The 17,904-nt window shown below is 39.8% G+C and carries 17 protein-coding genes; 4 read left to right on the forward strand and 13 right to left on the reverse strand.

What is annotated here, in order from left to right; translation table 11 throughout:
- The first annotated feature begins 288 nt into the window (after positions 1-288).
- From ZA05_RS04250 to ZA05_RS04260, 3 genes are all read left to right on the forward strand, one after another.
- On the forward strand, positions 289-2,856 hold the full coding sequence (locus tag ZA05_RS04250) for a T9SS type A sorting domain-containing protein (RefSeq protein ID WP_053990445.1): 2,568 nt from the start codon (positions 289-291) through the stop codon (positions 2,854-2,856).
- Positions 2,857-3,345: 489 nt separating this feature from the next.
- On the forward strand, positions 3,346-3,636 hold the full coding sequence (locus tag ZA05_RS04255) for a GIY-YIG nuclease family protein (RefSeq protein WP_053990720.1): 291 nt from the start codon (positions 3,346-3,348) through the stop codon (positions 3,634-3,636).
- A 295-nt stretch (positions 3,637-3,931) separates the two neighbouring features.
- The gene (locus ZA05_RS04260; RefSeq protein ID WP_053990446.1) at positions 3,932-4,618 is read left to right on the forward strand and encodes a M48 family metallopeptidase; all 687 of its coding nucleotides are present in this window, start codon (positions 3,932-3,934) and stop codon (positions 4,616-4,618) included.
- A gap of 439 nt (positions 4,619-5,057) precedes the next feature.
- Here the strand turns inward: ZA05_RS04260 and ZA05_RS04265 are convergent, their stop codons facing one another.
- Both ZA05_RS04265 and ZA05_RS04270 read right to left on the reverse strand, forming a co-directional pair.
- Complete coding sequence (locus tag ZA05_RS04265; protein WP_053990447.1) at positions 5,058-7,127, reverse strand: M13 family metallopeptidase; 2,070 nt, start codon at positions 7,125-7,127, stop codon at positions 5,058-5,060.
- 113 nt (positions 7,128-7,240) lie between these two features.
- Complete coding sequence (locus ZA05_RS04270; protein WP_053990448.1) at positions 7,241-7,768, reverse strand: hypothetical protein; 528 nt, start codon at positions 7,766-7,768, stop codon at positions 7,241-7,243.
- A gap of 155 nt (positions 7,769-7,923) precedes the next feature.
- Between ZA05_RS04270 and ZA05_RS04275 the strand changes: the two genes are divergently transcribed.
- Positions 7,924-8,889 (forward strand): NAD-dependent epimerase/dehydratase family protein, encoded by a 966-nt coding sequence (locus ZA05_RS04275; RefSeq protein WP_053990449.1) that lies wholly within the window; start codon positions 7,924-7,926, stop codon positions 8,887-8,889.
- On the opposite strand, the gene ZA05_RS04280 is transcribed toward ZA05_RS04275, so the two are convergent.
- The 11 genes from ZA05_RS04280 to ZA05_RS04330 all read right to left on the reverse strand — a co-directional run bounded on the left by ZA05_RS04280 (position 8,886) and on the right by ZA05_RS04330 (position 17,638).
- Positions 8,886-10,442 (reverse strand): DUF6377 domain-containing protein, encoded by a 1,557-nt coding sequence (locus ZA05_RS04280; protein WP_231632445.1) that lies wholly within the window; start codon positions 10,440-10,442, stop codon positions 8,886-8,888. The two genes, ZA05_RS04275 and ZA05_RS04280, sit on opposite strands and share 4 nt — an antisense overlap.
- A 237-nt stretch (positions 10,443-10,679) precedes the next feature.
- The gene (locus ZA05_RS04285) at positions 10,680-11,096 is read right to left on the reverse strand and encodes a DsrE family protein (RefSeq protein WP_053990450.1); all 417 of its coding nucleotides are present in this window, start codon (positions 11,094-11,096) and stop codon (positions 10,680-10,682) included.
- 12 nt (positions 11,097-11,108) lie between these two features.
- A complete protein-coding gene (locus tag ZA05_RS04290) occupies positions 11,109-11,786 on the reverse strand; it encodes a Tat (twin-arginine translocation) pathway signal sequence containing protein (protein ID WP_053990451.1) in 678 nt (225 codons plus the stop codon).
- A 2-nt stretch (positions 11,787-11,788) separates the two neighbouring features.
- Entirely contained in the window at positions 11,789-12,763 is a 975-nt protein-coding gene (locus ZA05_RS04295; RefSeq protein WP_231632446.1) for a c-type cytochrome, read from the reverse strand.
- Between the two features lie 259 nt (positions 12,764-13,022).
- Entirely contained in the window at positions 13,023-13,490 is a 468-nt protein-coding gene (locus ZA05_RS04300) for a protein-disulfide reductase DsbD domain-containing protein (RefSeq protein WP_053990453.1), read from the reverse strand.
- Positions 13,468-14,019 carry a peroxiredoxin gene (locus ZA05_RS04305; protein ID WP_053990454.1) on the reverse strand — a complete coding sequence of 184 codons (552 nt, stop codon included), beginning with the start codon at positions 14,017-14,019 and terminating at the stop codon, positions 13,468-13,470. Before ZA05_RS04305 ends, ZA05_RS04300 begins: the two co-directional genes overlap by 23 nt.
- Positions 14,020-14,128: 109 nt before the next feature.
- On the reverse strand, positions 14,129-14,575 hold the full coding sequence (locus ZA05_RS04310; RefSeq protein ID WP_157514505.1) for a hypothetical protein: 447 nt from the start codon (positions 14,573-14,575) through the stop codon (positions 14,129-14,131).
- Positions 14,576-14,731: 156 nt separating this feature from the next.
- Entirely contained in the window at positions 14,732-15,247 is a 516-nt protein-coding gene (locus ZA05_RS04315; RefSeq protein WP_053990456.1) for a hypothetical protein, read from the reverse strand.
- Between the two features lie 157 nt (positions 15,248-15,404).
- Complete coding sequence (locus ZA05_RS04320) at positions 15,405-15,950, reverse strand: HNH endonuclease (protein WP_053990457.1); 546 nt, start codon at positions 15,948-15,950, stop codon at positions 15,405-15,407.
- Positions 15,951-16,073: 123 nt separating this feature from the next.
- On the reverse strand, positions 16,074-16,655 hold the full coding sequence (locus tag ZA05_RS04325) for a DUF1287 domain-containing protein (protein ID WP_053990458.1): 582 nt from the start codon (positions 16,653-16,655) through the stop codon (positions 16,074-16,076).
- A 140-nt stretch (positions 16,656-16,795) separates the two neighbouring features.
- Positions 16,796-17,638, reverse strand: coding sequence for a hypothetical protein (locus ZA05_RS04330; RefSeq protein ID WP_157514506.1), 843 nt, complete (start codon positions 17,636-17,638; stop codon positions 16,796-16,798).
- Positions 17,639-17,904: the final 266 nt, after the last annotated feature.

Consider the following 17,904-nt stretch of genomic DNA (forward strand, 5'->3'; position numbering starts at 1 on the left):
TTTCAATCTAAATATTTTCAAGCTTATTAAAAACCAGAGATTTGAAAAAGGTTTTTATAATTAAAGCCATACCGAAATCACGCTAATTACATTTTCCACCTTGCAATTGCATAAACAAACACCGTGTTAATTATAGGTTAACCCACTTATCAAAACTCGTATCCCAAAAATCATCCTATAATTTTGAGGGTAAATTTTTCTTCAATTAAAGACTTAAACAAACACAACAATAACACAAAGCACTAACTACACATTTTTACATTTTTTAACCTTTAACAAGTAACACCAATGAAAAAAGTTACCCTTTTCTTCATGCTACTCTGTAGCTTTTTTACCTACTCCCAAGTTTTTTTAAACGAAGATTTTAATGGCTCTAAACCTTCTTGGGCGTCCGGTTGGGAATATAATGGCGGTATGTTTCCTTTTACTACCTGTGAAACTCAGTCCTTATCTAGCCTAGCCACAAAAACCTTAACAACCCCAGCGCAAACTTCCATAGGTACAGATATCACTATCAGTTTTGACCATAAAATTGTGGATACAGCAAACTTTGAACCAATAGCTCCTCTTGCCAATTGGGGAACTGTGGTATACTCTTACACTAGCAATGGAACCGATTGGACAATTTTGGAAACCATAGATGACTCCAACTATACCTACGATGGCACGTGCCAAGCCATGTCTTTTACCATCGATGGCTCAGAGGTGCCTAGCGGCAATAATTTTCAATTTAAAGTCCAATTCACACAAGTCACTGCTAACTTTCTCCTTTTTTATATCATTGACAATCTCAACATTACTCAGGCATCCAACACAGTCCCAAACTGTGATGCTAGCTTAACTTCTGATTCCAGCAATGTATCTATTGATATGCCTACCCTTACTTGGAACAATGCAACAGGAAGCCCTACTGGCTATACTATAGCGGTTGGTCTATCAGCTGAGGATGACTCTGTAGTGGCAACCACCGATGTGGGCAGTGCCACCTCCTTTACCTTCTCCAATACTTTGGAATATGCTACTACCTACTATGTAACCATCACCCCATATAACAATGCTGGAAACGCTACCGACTGTAGTGTTCAAACCTTCACAACAGAAGAAGCTCCGCTTTTGGGAGATGTTTGTAGCCACCCTATTGAAATTGACCTAGGTACTGGAAATTTCAACCAGACGGCTGTAAGTTTAAATCCTTTTTCAGATGATTACGAAAGTGTTCCTTGCTACGAAGCAGGTTACAGTATTGCTGGCACCGATATGGTGTATGCGCTTACTACAACAGAAGACACTTCCCTTGACATTGCTATCACCAATGTGGAAAACCAAAAACTTACGCTTCTTGTTTTGGATGCTTGTATTGGCGTAGCAGATACCTGCATTGCATCTGGCACTACTGGTTCTGAAAATACGGATGGCACATTTAATGATATCAACCTAAATAATGTGGTATTACAAGGAGGTAACACCTATTATTTCGTTTTTGGGTCTTTTGGTACTTCTTCAACTGCCAATAGCCAATTTAATCTTAACATTACCACTAATGATTGTATTACACCTGCTGCTTCCTTAAGCACTGTAGCAGATTGCGACAACCAAGAGTTTTCGGTAACTGTAGATGTGACTTCCATAGGTAACGCCACTACTTTAACTTTAAGTGATGGGGGAACCTACCAAGATGAAGAACTTAGCGCTTTAGGTCAAGTAACTTTTGGTCCTTATGCTTCAGGAACCGCTGTAACTATTGAAATTACAAGTGACCTAGGATGTTCTATTGCACCGTCTACCATCTATTACTGTGCACCGGTTAACGACGAATGTGACTCGGCGCTTCCATTAACCCTTTCCACATACAATACCTGTGACAATGCTATATCTGGAGCTACCTACGGCGCAACGCACTCAGCAAACAATGCATGTAATACCGATTATAAAGATGTTTGGTACAGCTTTACGCCCACTACCTCAGGATACCATAACATCTCCCTTACCAATACCAATGAGGACATAAACCAAAGAATTAATATTTACGGTGGTACCTGTGGTGAACTTACAGACCTTACAGACGAGTGTGACTTTAATTCTAACTTCTCTATCTATTTAACCGAGGGGAACACCTATTACATTCCGGTACAATCCGAAGGTGAGGACAACGACATAACCCTTGGAAAAACCTTTGAGCTTTGCGCTTACAAACTTCCTGAAGCGATTGCCAATGACGAATGTAGCAACGCGATTGCCATTCAAGCTTCAGATGCTTCCGGAAGCTATAATGTGGTTTCTGCAACTACTGCAAATGCTTACCACTCTGCAGAATTAACCTGTGCAGCTAGCTATTATGAAGATGTATGGTATTCATTCACTGCGGAAAACAGCGGAACCTACTACTTTAACTTTGACATTCTAGTAGGCAACAACACGTTCTACACCATCTATAACACTGGTGATTGTACTTCTGTAGATACGAACTATGTATCAGGTCTTACCAATTGCAATAATGGAACGGGTGAAAAAGCAATACAGCTTGTGGCAGGGTCTACTTATTTAATAAATGTGCATTCCCAACAAACAGCCACCTATGCCTTCTATATCTATCCAGATGCTACCTTAAGCAATGTAGACGTAAACTTTGAAGGCTTTAGATATTATCCAAACCCAGTTAAAAACTCTTTGACGTTTGAATCTCCAAACATGATTTCATCTGTTGCTATCTACAATGTTGTAGGTCAAAAAGTATTGGCCATTGCTGGTAACAACACCATGTCTACCGTAAACATGGGAGCCTTACCTAACGGCATTTACTTTGCCAAAGTGAACATTGACGGAGCAGAGAAAACCATCAAAATCATTAAAGAGTAATCCTTCTATGGGAAAATATATCTATAAATACAGGTTACAGCTATTTTTAATCATGTTATATCTAGTCTTAAGCCTTTCCATATTTTTATGGTTCATAGATTAACTCCTACAAAACTCTTCAAAAAAGGGCAGTCCATTGGCTGCCCCTTTTTAGTTCTCAGAATTCAGCAGTTAATTGGAATAGGTTCTTGCCAATAGTTCTCGATACAAAATTCTTTTCAAGAATTTCACTCGAACTGACGTTTATCCCACTCATTTAAAACCGCACTGAAATACCTTCCATCACCTCGAGTGATTGGTCGGCATGATAATGCGGAACAATTGTATCGACCTGTTCGTCACCTCGAGTGATTGGTTTGCATGATAATGCAGAACAATTGTATCGAGAGGAATTGTACCACCCACCATGGTTCTCGATACACCCTGCTTTTCAAGCAGGCTACTCGAACTGACGTAGAGCTAACTCAAGAAAATTTCATATTTTTAAATATGAAGCTCTCCTATGTCTACATCCTAAAATGTTCCGACAATAGTTATTACACTGGCGTCACATCAAATTTAAACAAAAGGCTCTTTGAACATCGAACTGGAATCCATCCAGAAAGCTATACGTTTACACGTCGCCCCGTCCATTTAGTGTTTTATGCCGAATTCACTAATATCAATCTTGCCATTGCCTCTGAGAAACAAATAAAAAAATGGTCTAGAGCTAAAAAGGAAGCCTTGATCTCGAATAAGTTTGATGCACTCCCCAACTTGGCTAAAAAGAAATTTAAATAATTATGAAAAGTAACAACTTTTTTGGCCGATAAGTTCTCGATACACCCTGCTTTGCAAGCAGGCCACTCGAACTGACGTTTCTTACAATCATTTAAAATCACACACGAATAGCATACCGTCGCTTCGAGCCTGCCAGCCGCAGGTTGGTGATTGGTCGGCATGATAATGCTGAACAATTGTATCGAGAAGCCTTTTAAACTCACATACTATCCTCATACAAATCTTAAATTATTAGCATCTCTTTAAGAGAATATCATTTGAATTTTTATAGATTTAGAACCTAAACTTTGAAACTATGAAAAAACGATTTTTTATGGTCTTGGCATTGGCGAGTTTTGGCCTAAATGCCCAAACCAACTCCGAACTTACCAAACACTTCGAAGCCTATTATAAACAAATGAAAGAACATGGGGATGTGCAAGGTGTGATTAACGCGCTAACACATTTGGACGTGCTGAAGCCTACCCAATCACGAAAAGACACCCTAGCTTACATTTACGTATCGGAAGGACGCTATATGGAAGCCTTAAATACTATTGGAATTGATAAAAACCAAAACGACTCCAACCTCAACACCGAAGTAAAGGCCATTGCCCTTAAAGCCATCAACCAACCACAGCGAGCTTTGGAACATTACGAAGTCTTGTTCGCTAAAGAGCCTAATCCATATTTGGCTTATGAAATTGCCGACCTTAAAATGCAGGTTCAGGATCTTGCGGGCGCCAAAACCAGTGTAGAATACGGATTGGCTAATGCCACAGATGATATGAAACGCACCTATTACGAATCTCAGCCACCTTACCAAGCTTCTTTAAAAGCAGGGTTTTTATACCTAAAAGGCATTTTGGTATTCAATGAAAACAAGGACGAGAATGTTGAAAGCGCTTTGGCTTTATTGAACCATGCTTTAGCGGTAGACCCTAGTTTTAAACTGGCCCAATTGGCTAAAGACGCCCTGTTGTCCAGACCCTCTAAATCATAAGTGGTGATAAGTGAAAAGTGAGAAACTCACTTTGTCATTGACTGATTTCAAAATGAAGTGGAACAAAATGGAGGATCTATTTGATAGCACTTGATTCCTCCCCCAAAAAGAAGTGCAACAAAGGTTCTCGATACACCCTGCTTTGCAAGCAGGCCACGCGAACTGACGTTTCTCCCAATCATTTAAACCCACACAGGAATGGCCAATCGTCACTTCGAGCCTGCCAGCGGCAGGCAGGTGATTGGTCCGCATATACATGCAGAACAATCGTATCGAGAAGCAAACGCAAAAACTCATAACTAGTTCTCGATACAAAATCCTTTGCAAGAATTTCACTCGAACTGACGTGTTCGATATTTACAATAAATCGTATTAAAACAAAAAAGGCGATGGAATGTTCCAACGCCTTTTTGTTATAAAATTTTGTTTGACTTTCGTCTTACCAAATTCTTACACGATCTTCTGGTGCCACGTACATTGGGTCACCTTCTTTGATATCGAAAGCTTCGTAAAACGCATCGATGTTTTTCAATGGCTGTGTAGCTCTTACTTGACCAGGAGAATGCGTATCGGTTTTGATACGGGTTCTCAAAGCATCTTCTCTCATTAAAGTTCTCCAAACTGTAGCCCAAGACATGAAGAAACGTTGCTCTGGAGTAAATCCGTCAATGTTCTCTGGTCTGCCATTCTTTTCGAAATCCAATTGAAGGGCATCATAAGCTCCCAATACACCACCTAAATCTCCAATGTTTTCACCAAGAGTAAAAGCACCGTTAATGTACACGCTGTCCAATACTTCAATAGCACTGTATTGCTCAGCCAATTGGTTACCACGCTTGGTAAACTCTTCTAAGTCTTGCTCTGTCCACCAGTTTTTAAGGTTTCCGTCACCGTCGAAACGTGATCCAGAATCATCAAAAGAGTGTGAAATTTCATGACCAATTACAGCTCCAATACCTCCGTAGTTTACAGCATCATCAGCATCGAAGTTATAGAAAGGTGGTTGTAAGATTGCCGCCGGAAACACAATTTCGTTGTTCATTGGGTTGAAGTATGCATTCACAGTTTGCGGAGACATTCCCCATTCTTTCTTATCTACAGGCTCTCCAATTTCAGAAAGATTCTTTTGGTTAGACCACTCAGAGACAGCCATCATGTTTTGGAAATAACCATTACCTTCTTTAACAGCCATTTTTGAATAGTCTTCCCACTCATCTGGATAAGCAATTTTAATGGTCATTTTACCCAATTTTTCAACCGCCTTTTCCTTAGTTTCAGCAGACATCCAATCTAAAGCTGTAATTCTGTTTTGGAAGGCAGTAATTACGTTACGGATCATATCTTCAGCTTTCGCCTTAGCTTCTGGTGGGAACTTGGCATCCACATACAATTTTCCTACCGCTTCCCCTGCAGCACGATCTACAGTACCCAAAGCACGCTCGTCTGCTGGTTGCATTTGTTTAGCTCCATTCAATGTTTTTTGGTAAAACTCCCAGTTAGCTCTTTCAATTCCGGTAGTTAAATACCCAGCCAAACCATCTAAAGTTTCCCAAGTCATTAGGGTTTTGATATCCTCGATGGAAGTAGTTGCCAAAAAGTTTTGAACAGCGGCCATATACTTAGGCTGCATTACATTTACAGTATCAAGAGACTTTTCAATTCCCATATCTTTGACAAACTTTGCCCAATCGATAGCAGGAGTCATTGCTTGCAAATCAGCAAAAGCTGTTGGGTTATTAAAGTTTCTTGCATCACGTCTTGCTACTTTATCCAATCTAGGCTCTGCCAATTGGGTTTCCATAGCCAAAATCTTGTCGGCAGCTGCTTTAGCTGAAACCTCATCATAATTGATGAACTGCAACATTCTAGCAATGTGCGCTACATATTTTTGACGGATTTCTTGAGACTTCGCATCTTGATCCAAATAGTAATCACGTTGCAAACCTAAACCACCTGGTACTACCCAAGCAATGTTCATTGAACTGTTGTTCAAATCGGCAGAAGCACCAATGCCTACAAAAGGAGCAGCAACACCTGTAGTTTTAGCATACACGGTTTGCATATCTTCCAAGGATTGAATGCCGTTGATAGCCTCCAATAATGGTTGAATTGGAGCAATGCCTGCAGCATTACGCGCTACGGTATCCAATTCGGTTTCATAAATTAAAAGGGCTTTCTTTTGGTCGGTTCCTTCAGCATAAGCTCCCAACTCTTTGGAAGTATTTACGATCTCAAGAACATCCTGTCTTGTATCTTTTCTCAATTGGGTAAAACCTCCCCAACGGGTTTCATCATCTGGTATCTGGGTATTTTTCATCCAGTTACCATTTACGTAATTGTAAAAGTCATTCTTAGGGCTAACGGAAGGGTCCATATTCTCAAGAATAATTCCCGGCACCTTCTCTTCTGCCATTGCAGTTTCCCCAACTTTGGCCTCTTCCTTACAAGAAGTAAAAGCTGCCAAACTTAGTACAGACACTGCCAATACATGTTTGATATTGGTATTCATAAATAAATAGTTATATATAATAGAGTTAAAATTAGTTACATTAGAAGTTTAATTGTTGCATTTGTTACAAATTAACAGAACTTTATATGTTAAAATTGAAGCATCAACATAATTTACTCCGGCCTACCAACGTTATTGGCGTCCTTTTCGAATTTCTTGTTGATTTGAAGATTAAGATTGGCCAAGGCTTCCAAAAATTCCTTGATATCCTGAAGCAACACTTCCTTAGCAATGTTATCCAAATCGGTATCGGCATTCAACTTTAACAATTTGGTCTCCAAAGCTGTAACCCTTGCCTTGATGACATTGGTCTTTACAGTGGCAGGAATTTCAGCCTTAAACTCCCCAACAAACACTTTTACAATGGAATCTGACCCCGCGAAAAAAGACAAATCTCCCTTTCTTAAAAACTCGGCCTGTGTATTAAGTTCGTGTAGTTTTTCCCAATCGGCTATTTTGGATTGCGAGCTGGAATTTAGTAGATAATCGGTAAAATCAAGTGCCTCAATATCCTTGGAAGTAATTTGATTGGGGTCCTCCCTTGTTTCATTTACAATAACGGTTTGGGTTTGGGAATCCCCTCCGCAGGAAACCACCAACAGGGCACTGCAGCACAGCAAGGCTGTTTTAAAAATATGCATATTTCGTTGCTATTAACGTAATTAAAATCAGGACACAAATATAGCGAATCTTATCTTCAGACTTCTTATGTTAAACCATACATATATTTCATTAATCTGTTTTTCGGACACCATATTCTTATTACTTTTGCAAAAAAATCAAATATCATCAGTTTATGTCATCAAAAATATTAATTATTGGCGCTTGTGGGCAAATAGGATCTGAATTAACCGCGAGACTTCGCAGCATTTATGGAAACGACAATGTGATTGCCAGCGACATCAATTACAACAACCTTGATGTGGTAAACTCTGGGATATTTGAAATAGTAGATGCTCAAGACTACGCTTCCATAAAAGTATGTGTTGAAAAATATCAAATTGATACCATTTACTTAATGGCGGCCATGTTGAGTGCCACAGGTGAAAAATACCCAATAAAAGCCTGGGATCTAAATATGGACTCCTTATTCCATGTGTTGAATTTGGCCAAAGACGGTTTTATCAAGCATGTATTTTGGCCTTCCAGTATTGCCGTTTTTGGGCCTACAACTCCAAAAGTAAACACCCCTCAACATACGGTTATGGAACCAACCACCGTTTATGGAATCACCAAACAGGTTGGAGAACGTTGGTGTGAATACTACCATAACAAATATGGTGTGGATGTACGAAGCATCCGTTACCCTGGCATCATCAGTTGGAAAACCCTTCCTGGTGGAGGGACCACAGATTACGCCGTGGAAATCTACCATAAAGCTTTGGCTGACGGCACTTATGAATGTTTCCTTTCTGAAGCAACTGAATTGCCAATGATGTTTATGGACGATGCCATTAATGCTACGGTAGACCTTATGCAAGCCGATGCCGATAGCCTTAGCATCCGTTCTTCCTACAATGTAGCAGCAATTAGTTTTACGCCAGCGCAATTGGCTGAGGAAATTAAAAAGCACATTCCTGAATTCAGCATTTCTTATAAGCCAGACTTCAGACAGGATATTGCAGATAGTTGGCCAAAAAGCATTGACGATTCTATTGCTAGAAACGACTGGAATTGGTCACACTCTTTCGACATGTCGAAAATGACCGAGGAAATGTTGACGAATTTGGCTAAAATCCAAAGCGAAAAAGAGGCTAACTAAATAGCTCTAATTTCCATAATTTTTTCATCGAAGTCCTCTTTATAATTGGATCGCGCCTTGATGCGCGCCTTGTAAGTATAAATTGTTGAAACCGTGAGTTCTAAAAATTGGGCAATTTGACTACTGTCTTGTATTCCCAAACGGTAAAGGGCAAAAATACGCAGTTCAGTATTTAACAAATCGCCACGCTTTACAGCTGTGACCTGATCTTCAGGGAAGAGCTTATTAAAGTCATCAATAAACGTTGGAAAGAGTTTTAGAAAGATTTCATCAAATTGATGGAACAACTGTTCGCGTTCTTCCTTGACATTATACCGCTTTAAATTTGGGATGACCTCATTATGCTTTTTGGCAATCATCTTTTGAATGGTACTCTTTTGAATATGGTCTATTTTATTGATGAAATCTGAAGTGGCATTGATAAAATACTTAATATATTCCTGCTTAATCGCATCAGACTCACTCAAACTTTTATTCATTTCCTGCAACTTGGCATAAGAATTGGCCATTGCCTTTCTAGACTTATTTCGAACCTGAAGCTGTTTGAAAATAATCACCAAAAACACGATAATAATTACCGAAAGAACTGTCAATAAAATAACTATGCCTGCTAGTTTATTATTTTGGCTTTCTACCTTGTTCAACTGAGCTTTTTCAATAATTGGCAGAATTTTAGATATCTCAATTTTTCGGTGTCGCGCATTGTAAAAAGTTGCATCTTCCATAGCCAATCCAATATAGCGGTTGGCCTTCTCCAAATCGCCCATTTTAAAAAGCTCATTGGCCAAGTTTCTGAGCGCTACCGTTTCTTTGGTAGCATGCTTCACATCGGCAATTGCTGCCAAAGCCAAATATTCAATTGCCTTTTGAGGATAACCTTCTTCCGAGTAAATATATCCCAAACTAGAGGTGGCAATCCCATAATACTCTGATGGCAACTGGAAATTGTTAATCCAATATTTAAAGGCGAATTCGGCCCCTTCCCAGTCTTGCTGTTTCATGCGCTTCAAACTCTCGGTAGCCCAATATTCGTTAGTATTGGGTTCCGCTAACTCTAAGGCCCTTTCCAAAAATTGAGTCCCTTGCTGTATGTAATGGATGCTAAAGCGTTCGTCTTTATTGTAATCAGCTAAATCGTAATAAGACCTTGCCTTAACTGCATAATATTGAAATTGACTGTTGCTATCCAACCGAGTCACGTCAATACTGTGAAGGGTATCCAAGGCCTCCTTAAACAAACCGGAAGACATCAATACAAACCCTTCCTTAATCTTGGCCTTGTCCAATAATTGTGAATCCTGCAATACCAAGGCCCTTGCTTTGGCTTTGTCCAAAAAATAATACGCCGAATCGTACTTAAACGATCGGTATTCATTGAACAACTTTAAATAGGTATCGTAAAGGCGGTGATTATCTTGGCTGAGGGTATATTTATGCACCTCATCCTTGAGCGCATCAATAGTGGTATACTTGTTTCGAATATAAAGCTCTTTCTTTCCCAGCACATCGTCTAACTGCTGTAAAACAGTTAGCTTTTGATTAGTAAAAGACACTAAACCTAAACTTAAAAAAAGTAAGACAATAATTCTGTGGGCCATGCAAGCAAATTAAATTTCCTATAGGTTCTTTAAGGAAAGCTTCAAAAGTTTGGCCTAAAATAAACAATTTTTAATGATAGATTATAAAATTTGACGGATTCACAATATTGCATTGCCATTCCATTTCAAAAGAAAACCGCATGGCATGCGGCTTTCAAAATTAATATGTATACAACTGCGGATAAATGATAACTACCGCCCTTCCTTTATGTAACTCCATCCCTGTTGCTGCTTTTCTACAATTTCCAAAATCCCATCGGGAACACTCCTTACGCCCGGGATCAAATCGGAGTCTTTGGCTTTATAGCGCTTCATGGTCCCTTGGCAAATCACAAAATCCACATTGTCCTTTTTGACCAGAGCTCCCAAGTCCTCTGCTACCACAGATTTGTCCTTGAGCACCATTTCAATGGCTCCACTGTACATCACTACTTCAAACTGAGAATTTGGGTAGGCCTGCGACATCGCTTTTACATGTCGTACTGTGGATTGATGCACCTTGGTATCGGAACTGGTAACGTCAAATACAATTTTCACAGGAACTTGCTGCGCCATCATAAACATATTTGATAACATGAAGACGCAGACTACTTTTATAATTGTTTTCATAATTCTACTATTTTATTCTCCAGCGAAAATATAGCCACAGCCTTGCTCCTGCGCACGTCCTAAAGCCCAAACGCCAGAAGGCACCAATTGAATACCCGGAAGTACTGCATTGACCCAATCTTGGTAAGCCTCCTTAGGATCTATGCCCATTTTTAAAGCAGCTCCTCCACTATACACTTGAATCGCTAGATCACATACACAAAATAAGGCCCCGCGCTCCTGCATGCGCTTGATTCCTTCAATTTGCGCCATTGGAAAATCCCCTTCTTTCGGTTCATAATAAGGATTACGGGTATAGGCCTTACCGTCACTCATATTCACTTTAAACATTTCTCCCAATGGATACTTCTGCCATAACGAGTCTTTCATAGCAAGAGGTATGGCATCATGACGCAGCACTGTTACCGCCGTCATTTCTTTATCCAACACCCCCATACTATTGTTGCTCAGGTAATATGCCCAATTCCAAATAATTGGGAAGCCATGGTGTGGTTTCGACCCATCATACACTATACGATGAGTTCCCTTAATGTTTTTGAGCCATGCCTCTGCCTCTGAAAGTTTCTTGCTATCATCCATAGGAATATTGGCATAGATTGGATTGGTTAGTACCGATAAGGTACTAGCTGTGGCACCTAGGGCTAAGGCCCCTAGAAATTGCCGTCTTGAATTACTTTTGGTTGTTTTCATAATTATTTGTTTTTGGTTATGTTATACGTGGTTTTATAAAATTCCATAATGGGCTGAAAAGGGCCCATTTGGTGCTGTTCCAAAGGAAAATCATCGGCATAAGGAGGGTAAGGAGTAGAAACGGGTTTTTTAAGAAGATCGGGGAAATCCTTTTCGGGATGCGCCTTCTGAGGCCGCAACTGTTGGTTGATATAGCCAGCTACGTCATAGGCTTCGTCATCTGTCAATTCAGGGGCATCATAGGTGGTGCCAAAAGGCATATTAGCCTTAATAAATTGGGCCGCCGTAATCACCCGTGCCATTCCAGCCCCGTGATTAAAGGAATCCTCTCCCCACAAAGGCGGATATAAATAGGTATAGCCATTGGCATCCATCACACCCTTTCCAGTTGGTGTATGGCAAACCGCACAATTCTTTGAAAATACTTGTTTGCCGTTCTCCAAATTGACCGCGCGGTTGGGGATAAAGATTTTCATAAAGCCCTGCCCTTTGATTTTACCGTCCTCGGGAGCAAATCTGCTGAGCCATTCCAGGTACTTTACCAAAGCAACCATTTCCTTACTTTCTTCAGGAAGCATTTTCCCATTCATACTGCGTTCAAAACAGCCATTAATCCGCTCCTGAATAGTCCCCATTTTATTTTCACGACCCCGGAATTGTGGAAACCGCTGAATGATTCCTATCAATGGGGCCGAATATGCTTTGGTCCCAGCATTGAGATGGCAATTTTTACATGCCAATCGGTTGCCTTGAAAAACCATCTCCTGGTCGCCATTATCAGGACCAATATACCTTGGGGTTTGACTGAACAATTGGAAACCGTATTTTATAATGGCATCTTCTTCGGAATCACCCAAGGTAGCAGGATCATAGTTTTGGGCGTATACATCGAGATTGGTTTCATTGGGAGAGACCAAAGGCTCTGTATCATGTTGTTCACAGCCCTTTAAAAACAAAAACGTAATAGCACTTGTCAAGACGATAACAAGCCCACAATACAATAGACTTTTGTTCCTTGACCTACCAAGTTTATGTTCTGAGGGCCTGCCCATGAATCCTTTCAAATAATGCAAAAGGTTAAATTGGCGGTATCACTGAGGCGTTTAAGCGGGAAAGTATAGTGTAGTTGGGACGGCTATTTGTTGGTCATTTTCAAATACGAATGTCTGAAAGAAGGAATTAGCCTTCTTCTAATTTACAAAAAAAGCGCTTTGCTTTACAAATTCTCTTACTTTTTTAATCAAGATTTAATCGTAATGTAACGGGCAGATTCCTTGGGTAAAAACATTGTTTATCATCACAGGCTTGATACCACAAGCTTCCCTTCCAAAGCATAGAAGGCTCAGTAATTCTAGAAATGCTAAATTCAACCTTCACCAAAAGTCTGTTTGAAAAGACTTTTAATGGATCTTCAATACCTTCAAGAAAAATTTCATGAGATTCTGGAAAACACACGGTAACATCAGTCAATGCATCTATGGTTTCCATGTTCAATACGGAAGGAGACACCCAGTCCAAAACATTTGTATTTGCTTGAATATGGTAACCCTCCGAAATGAAAAACTCAAGTTCAACAGTATTTTTACCCTTTTGCACCTGGTATATTGTATCCTGAATTTGCACCCATTGCGTTTGGGCATTTATTAGGTTGGCAATCCCTAGAGCACCTATGAAGAATAACTTACTGTTTAGAAAGCAGTTCATCAAGCCTGGACTTAAGAGCCAACAATTTGGCATCAAAATTTTTGGAATCCAAAAGGGACAAAAACTGAATTTTGCCTAGTGGATCTATCAACAAATTTGAAGCCAACATCACCTCATCACGAGCCAAATCCGGCAAAACACCTTCAGGAGCAAAACTTGCGGCAACCGCACCATCCTCATCCAACAACACTGGAAAAGGAAAGGCAAACCGATCCTGTAACTTCTCCTGAACTAAGGTCTGTGGTTCCTTCACATCAATTATCAAAACCTTCACATTCTTGCCATCATACTCATTGGCCAATTCCACCAAATAGGGTGCTTCAGCATTACAAAACGGACACCAAGTTGTGGCAATATGGATTACCAAATAACTCCCCCGATAGGATTCGGATGTAACAATATTGCCATTTAAATCCTTAAGACTGAAATCTGGGGCCATCGTCCCCACAAAAGCCACTTCCTTATCTTGGGCTTGGAGAGATAGCAAACTGATGAAAAACACCCCTAAAAAAATCACTAACTGCTTCATAACTCCTTGATTTTAAGAAAAACACAAAGATAAAGAAATTACACAATCTTTTAAAAATCAACAAGTTGAAACAATACATAATTAAGAACACTCTATTTTGAGCAAGCCATTAATGCTTTTCCCCCTTACCTTTTGATTTCTTTTTAGAAGCCCCCTTTCCCTTTTTGGACTTTGCGCTATTTTTAAGCTGATGGAATTCTGCCGAGCCTGGCTTGATCCCCATCTGTTTGGCAATATAGCCCCAGCCTTTGCTTTTGTTTGACTGATAGCAGACTAGCACATCTTTTAAAGGTTTACGGGTGATTTTGGCAATTTCCAAGGCCAGATACACTTCTCCAAAAGCCATGTGCAAATTACCCGTCATATAGTCAATGCTCTTTTCAGACACATTGTAAGATAGTTGCATGTCTGTTTTAAAAGCTCCAAAATCTGCGCTGGCACGCGCATTGATCGTATTTAAATCGGAGTCTAACTGGATGTTACCAGTATTGAAAGAAATTTGTGCCGAGGCTGTAAACACAGTGAATGCCAGCATCCACATACATAACTGTTTCATAAGTAGGTTTTATAAGTTCATTATTAAATACGCCCATGAGCTGTTGGGGCAGCTTAAAGACGAAGACAATATAACCCAAATTTCTTACAAATGAACCAACAATCAGCTACTGAGACTTAATCCCATCACAATTCCTATCAAATTATGGCCTTAAACCTATTGAAACACTTGCTTTAACTCCGCAAACAACTTCTGCTCATTCTCACTAAATTGTTCACCTCCGAAACCTAAAAAGCCACCTTCCTTAGCAGTATTGGCTACCGTTTCAGCAATGTTGAGCACCCAGGCTTTATAATCTTCCACAACAGTCTCGGGTTCCTTTTCCTTTACAATGGACAGGGCTTTTCGACAGTCCTCCAACACTAATTTAGTCAGCCCTTCCTTTGAATTTATCTGGGCCTCCTTGACTCTGTTTACAAACTGCTTGCGCTGTACACTGGCATCAGACATCGCTTCTTTAGCCGCTTCTGGATCTGGAATAATAGCTGTAATTAACGGGTTGTTGGCATAGGTTTCCTTGGCTCCCATCATACTACGAACAGTAGCAAACAACTCCTTACCGGAGCCTACAATTCCACTAAAACCAGCACTGGCCATTGTAGCACCGACCAACTGCGGAACGGAGGCTACTACATGCCATTCCTCTTCTGAATAGTTATCTAATTTCCCCATGAATATTGACTTTAAAAATTAACCCTCTAAAGGTAAAACAATTACATAACAAACTGATTAACTGGTAGTTAAATATCAATTCTGAACTATAATTTTAAACCATTCTGCATTATAACAGCTGGAAGCTACAAAAAGGATCGTTTTTCGAGGAGATATATTAATAATCGGTTACCGAGCCCCAATTCTCACCATTTTTGATTCGGTATAACTGCATTTCGGAAATCCCAAACTGCTTGGCAATCATTTTTAAACGGGTCCTACGGTTTGGATCATGGATTTTACGTTTTAGAAGCTTCACTTTGGCCTCGCTTAATTTTGAATACGTTCGTTTGCGTGGCCCTTGATAGATAGGGTTTTTGAACTGGTGCTGCTCCTTTTCCTTTTTGGTGGCCCATTTCAAATTCAAGACCCTATTATCGGTTTTATCATAATTAAGGTGAATGACATAAATACCGTCCTTTTGTTCAAGGAAGTGCTGAGCTACCAATTTGTGCACATAACGGCTGGTAGATTTTCCGTTCCTTTTTTGTTTAACCGGTAAATTTTGATAGCCATTGATATAGGTTTTATTAACCAACACTTCTATATCTCCCTTACAGTTTATAACACGTCCGTAATTGGAGATTTTAAACTTTTCGGTATCGGCTATCTTATCATCAAATACAATGGTTTTCCATTCTTCTTTCCAAAAGTCACTTATCATATGTTTAGAATCTTAGCATGTAGAACGCTAAATATAAACATTTTACGCAACCTAACACAAAAGATTTCAGCCACTTAACAAAATTGCTTCATATTCCAAGCGCCTTCTTTTCAGAAATAGGCATTATTTTACATACCTATAATGACCAATGATTGTAAAATCAAACAAGCAATCTTCCATTACCTGCCCACTACCAATATTATGGACAATCAAATATCGTTCACCATCGCCAGACTTCTTATTAACTACAATACCTATATGGGTGATGGCTCCTCCTAAATTCCAACAGACAATATCTCCAGGCAGGTAGTCTTTGGCCTTTTGGGTAACAGGTATTGCAGCTCCCTTTCTATTAAAAAATGTCATTAAATTGGGTACCCGTCTATGATCAATATTCCGGTCGGTAGTATGCAAACCCCAAATATTAGGGTAACGACCAAAGTTAGCTTTCATATCCTCATGCACTTCTTTTTGAAGATCCACCCCAATTTTTCTATAAGCTCTGATGACGACATCGGTGCACACCCCCTTATCGGCAGGGACATCTCCATTAGGGTAGGCTATTGAAAAATAACTAGGATCGTAGGTCACCTTTTGCTGGGTCAGCTCCAATGCGCAATCAGCCAATGTTGGAGTAGAAAACGAGGCTTGCGAAACGCACACGGTCACCGTTAATAAAAAGAGAAGTGTTAACACTTTTTTCATGGGCAAAATATTTTTTGAGCATTCTAAAGATAAGCAATATCCAATGTTTTAGAAACGGACCATAAAAAAGCACCAGCAATTGCATGGTGCTCCAGTTGATTGTCATTTTCGAGCTCACAGCTCAAAAAAAATATTCTTATCTAATCCCTTTCAATTCTAATACTGGAAGTACGGTCGTTCATATCGTCATGGGTTAGGCAGCTTACATCGTCATAGTAGGTTTTGCTGCGTCCACCATAACCCTCATTTTGATAAATGGTAATTCTATAGCCCCGAGGCACTTCAATTGATGACAAATTATCATTACCGATCCCCAATTCATCATGGTCATAACGTCCAACCCCCAAAGTCACGTTGCCGCCTTTAAAGCCACAATCTTTGTAAAGGGTCACTCCCCTGCCATATTCTCGACTATTATGACTGGAATGATGGCTGCTAGAACTGCTGCCTCCAGAGCATAAAGACGAATTCACTTTTGTTACAGAAGACACATCGTCATCCTTTACCAGCATCAACAAACATTTATCGCTCCTATTATGCTGCCAGTACATTGAAATGACATTTGAGCCATAACTTTTCACCACCTTATACCCATGATCCTGCAATCTGGTAGAAGCTCTTGATTCCGACATTCCTCTAAGATCATACAAATTGATGTCGTCATCTCTATAGGAAGAGTGATTGGAGCTGCCCCCATCCTTGTTGCAATCAAAATCTGGGGATTTTACCACGGAGCGCACCCTGCCATCCACAAGGCGTACCGTCACACATTGACGCCGTCTGCTGTTCCACCAATTTTGGTAGATTCCGTTGGAGGATTTATCCACATTTTCCAGATGGTAGCCTCTATCTTTAAGAACTTCTTCCGAAGAGGAGCCTCGCATATCTACGATGTCTCTTAATTCATAAGCGGTGTCCTGACCAAATACCAAGGTTTGCAGTAACAAGACTGCCACGATTAAAATCTGTTGCTTTGTTTTCATAAGGTTGTGTATTAAAAGTTGCATAAAACGTTACGTAGGAAACTAAAATTCAAGGCAAATGCTATTAATACAAACCGCACAGAACTGCAAAAACTAAGGAAACATAAAGAAGTTGGGGCTGTTCAGCTTAAGAAATACCAACACTATACAGCCCTTTAAAATTAGTGAATTTCAAATTAAAAAAGAAACTTTTTTCTTACCAATAAAAAGATAACGAACTAATAATGTGAAACATAAACTCACAAACAACACTCAAACAACCAACA

The organism is Mangrovimonas sp. TPBH4 (assembly GCF_001280505.1).
In the GTDB taxonomy this organism is placed as follows: domain Bacteria; phylum Bacteroidota; class Bacteroidia; order Flavobacteriales; family Flavobacteriaceae; genus Mangrovimonas_A.

Bases quoted from the DNA above. Each gene is read 5' to 3' on its own strand.
- ZA05_RS04275 (WP_053990449.1), top strand. From the start codon at position 7,924: ATGTCATCAAAAATATTAATTATTGGCGCTTGTGGGCAAATAGGATCT.
- ZA05_RS04290 (WP_053990451.1), bottom strand. From the start codon at position 11,786: ATGAAAACAACCAAAAGTAATTCAAGACGGCAATTTCTAGGGGCCTTA.
- ZA05_RS04305 (WP_053990454.1), bottom strand. From the start codon at position 14,019: ATGAAGCAGTTAGTGATTTTTTTAGGGGTGTTTTTCATCAGTTTGCTA.
- ZA05_RS04265 (WP_053990447.1), bottom strand. From the start codon at position 7,127: ATGAATACCAATATCAAACATGTATTGGCAGTGTCTGTACTAAGTTTG.
- ZA05_RS04300 (WP_053990453.1), bottom strand. From the start codon at position 13,490: ATGAACTGCTTTCTAAACAGTAAGTTATTCTTCATAGGTGCTCTAGGG.
- ZA05_RS04250 (WP_053990445.1), top strand. From the start codon at position 289: ATGAAAAAAGTTACCCTTTTCTTCATGCTACTCTGTAGCTTTTTTACC.
- ZA05_RS04255 (WP_053990720.1), top strand. From the start codon at position 3,346: ATGAAGCTCTCCTATGTCTACATCCTAAAATGTTCCGACAATAGTTAT.
- ZA05_RS04315 (WP_053990456.1), bottom strand. From the start codon at position 15,247: ATGGGGAAATTAGATAACTATTCAGAAGAGGAATGGCATGTAGTAGCC.
- ZA05_RS04330 (WP_157514506.1), bottom strand. From the start codon at position 17,638: ATGAAAACAAAGCAACAGATTTTAATCGTGGCAGTCTTGTTACTGCAA.
- ZA05_RS04320 (WP_053990457.1), bottom strand. From the start codon at position 15,950: ATGATAAGTGACTTTTGGAAAGAAGAATGGAAAACCATTGTATTTGAT.
- ZA05_RS04310 (WP_157514505.1), bottom strand. From the start codon at position 14,575: ATGAAACAGTTATGTATGTGGATGCTGGCATTCACTGTGTTTACAGCC.
- ZA05_RS04270 (WP_053990448.1), bottom strand. From the start codon at position 7,768: ATGCATATTTTTAAAACAGCCTTGCTGTGCTGCAGTGCCCTGTTGGTG.
- ZA05_RS04260 (WP_053990446.1), top strand. From the start codon at position 3,932: ATGAAAAAACGATTTTTTATGGTCTTGGCATTGGCGAGTTTTGGCCTA.
- ZA05_RS04285 (WP_053990450.1), bottom strand. From the start codon at position 11,096: ATGAAAACAATTATAAAAGTAGTCTGCGTCTTCATGTTATCAAATATG.
- ZA05_RS04325 (WP_053990458.1), bottom strand. From the start codon at position 16,655: ATGAAAAAAGTGTTAACACTTCTCTTTTTATTAACGGTGACCGTGTGC.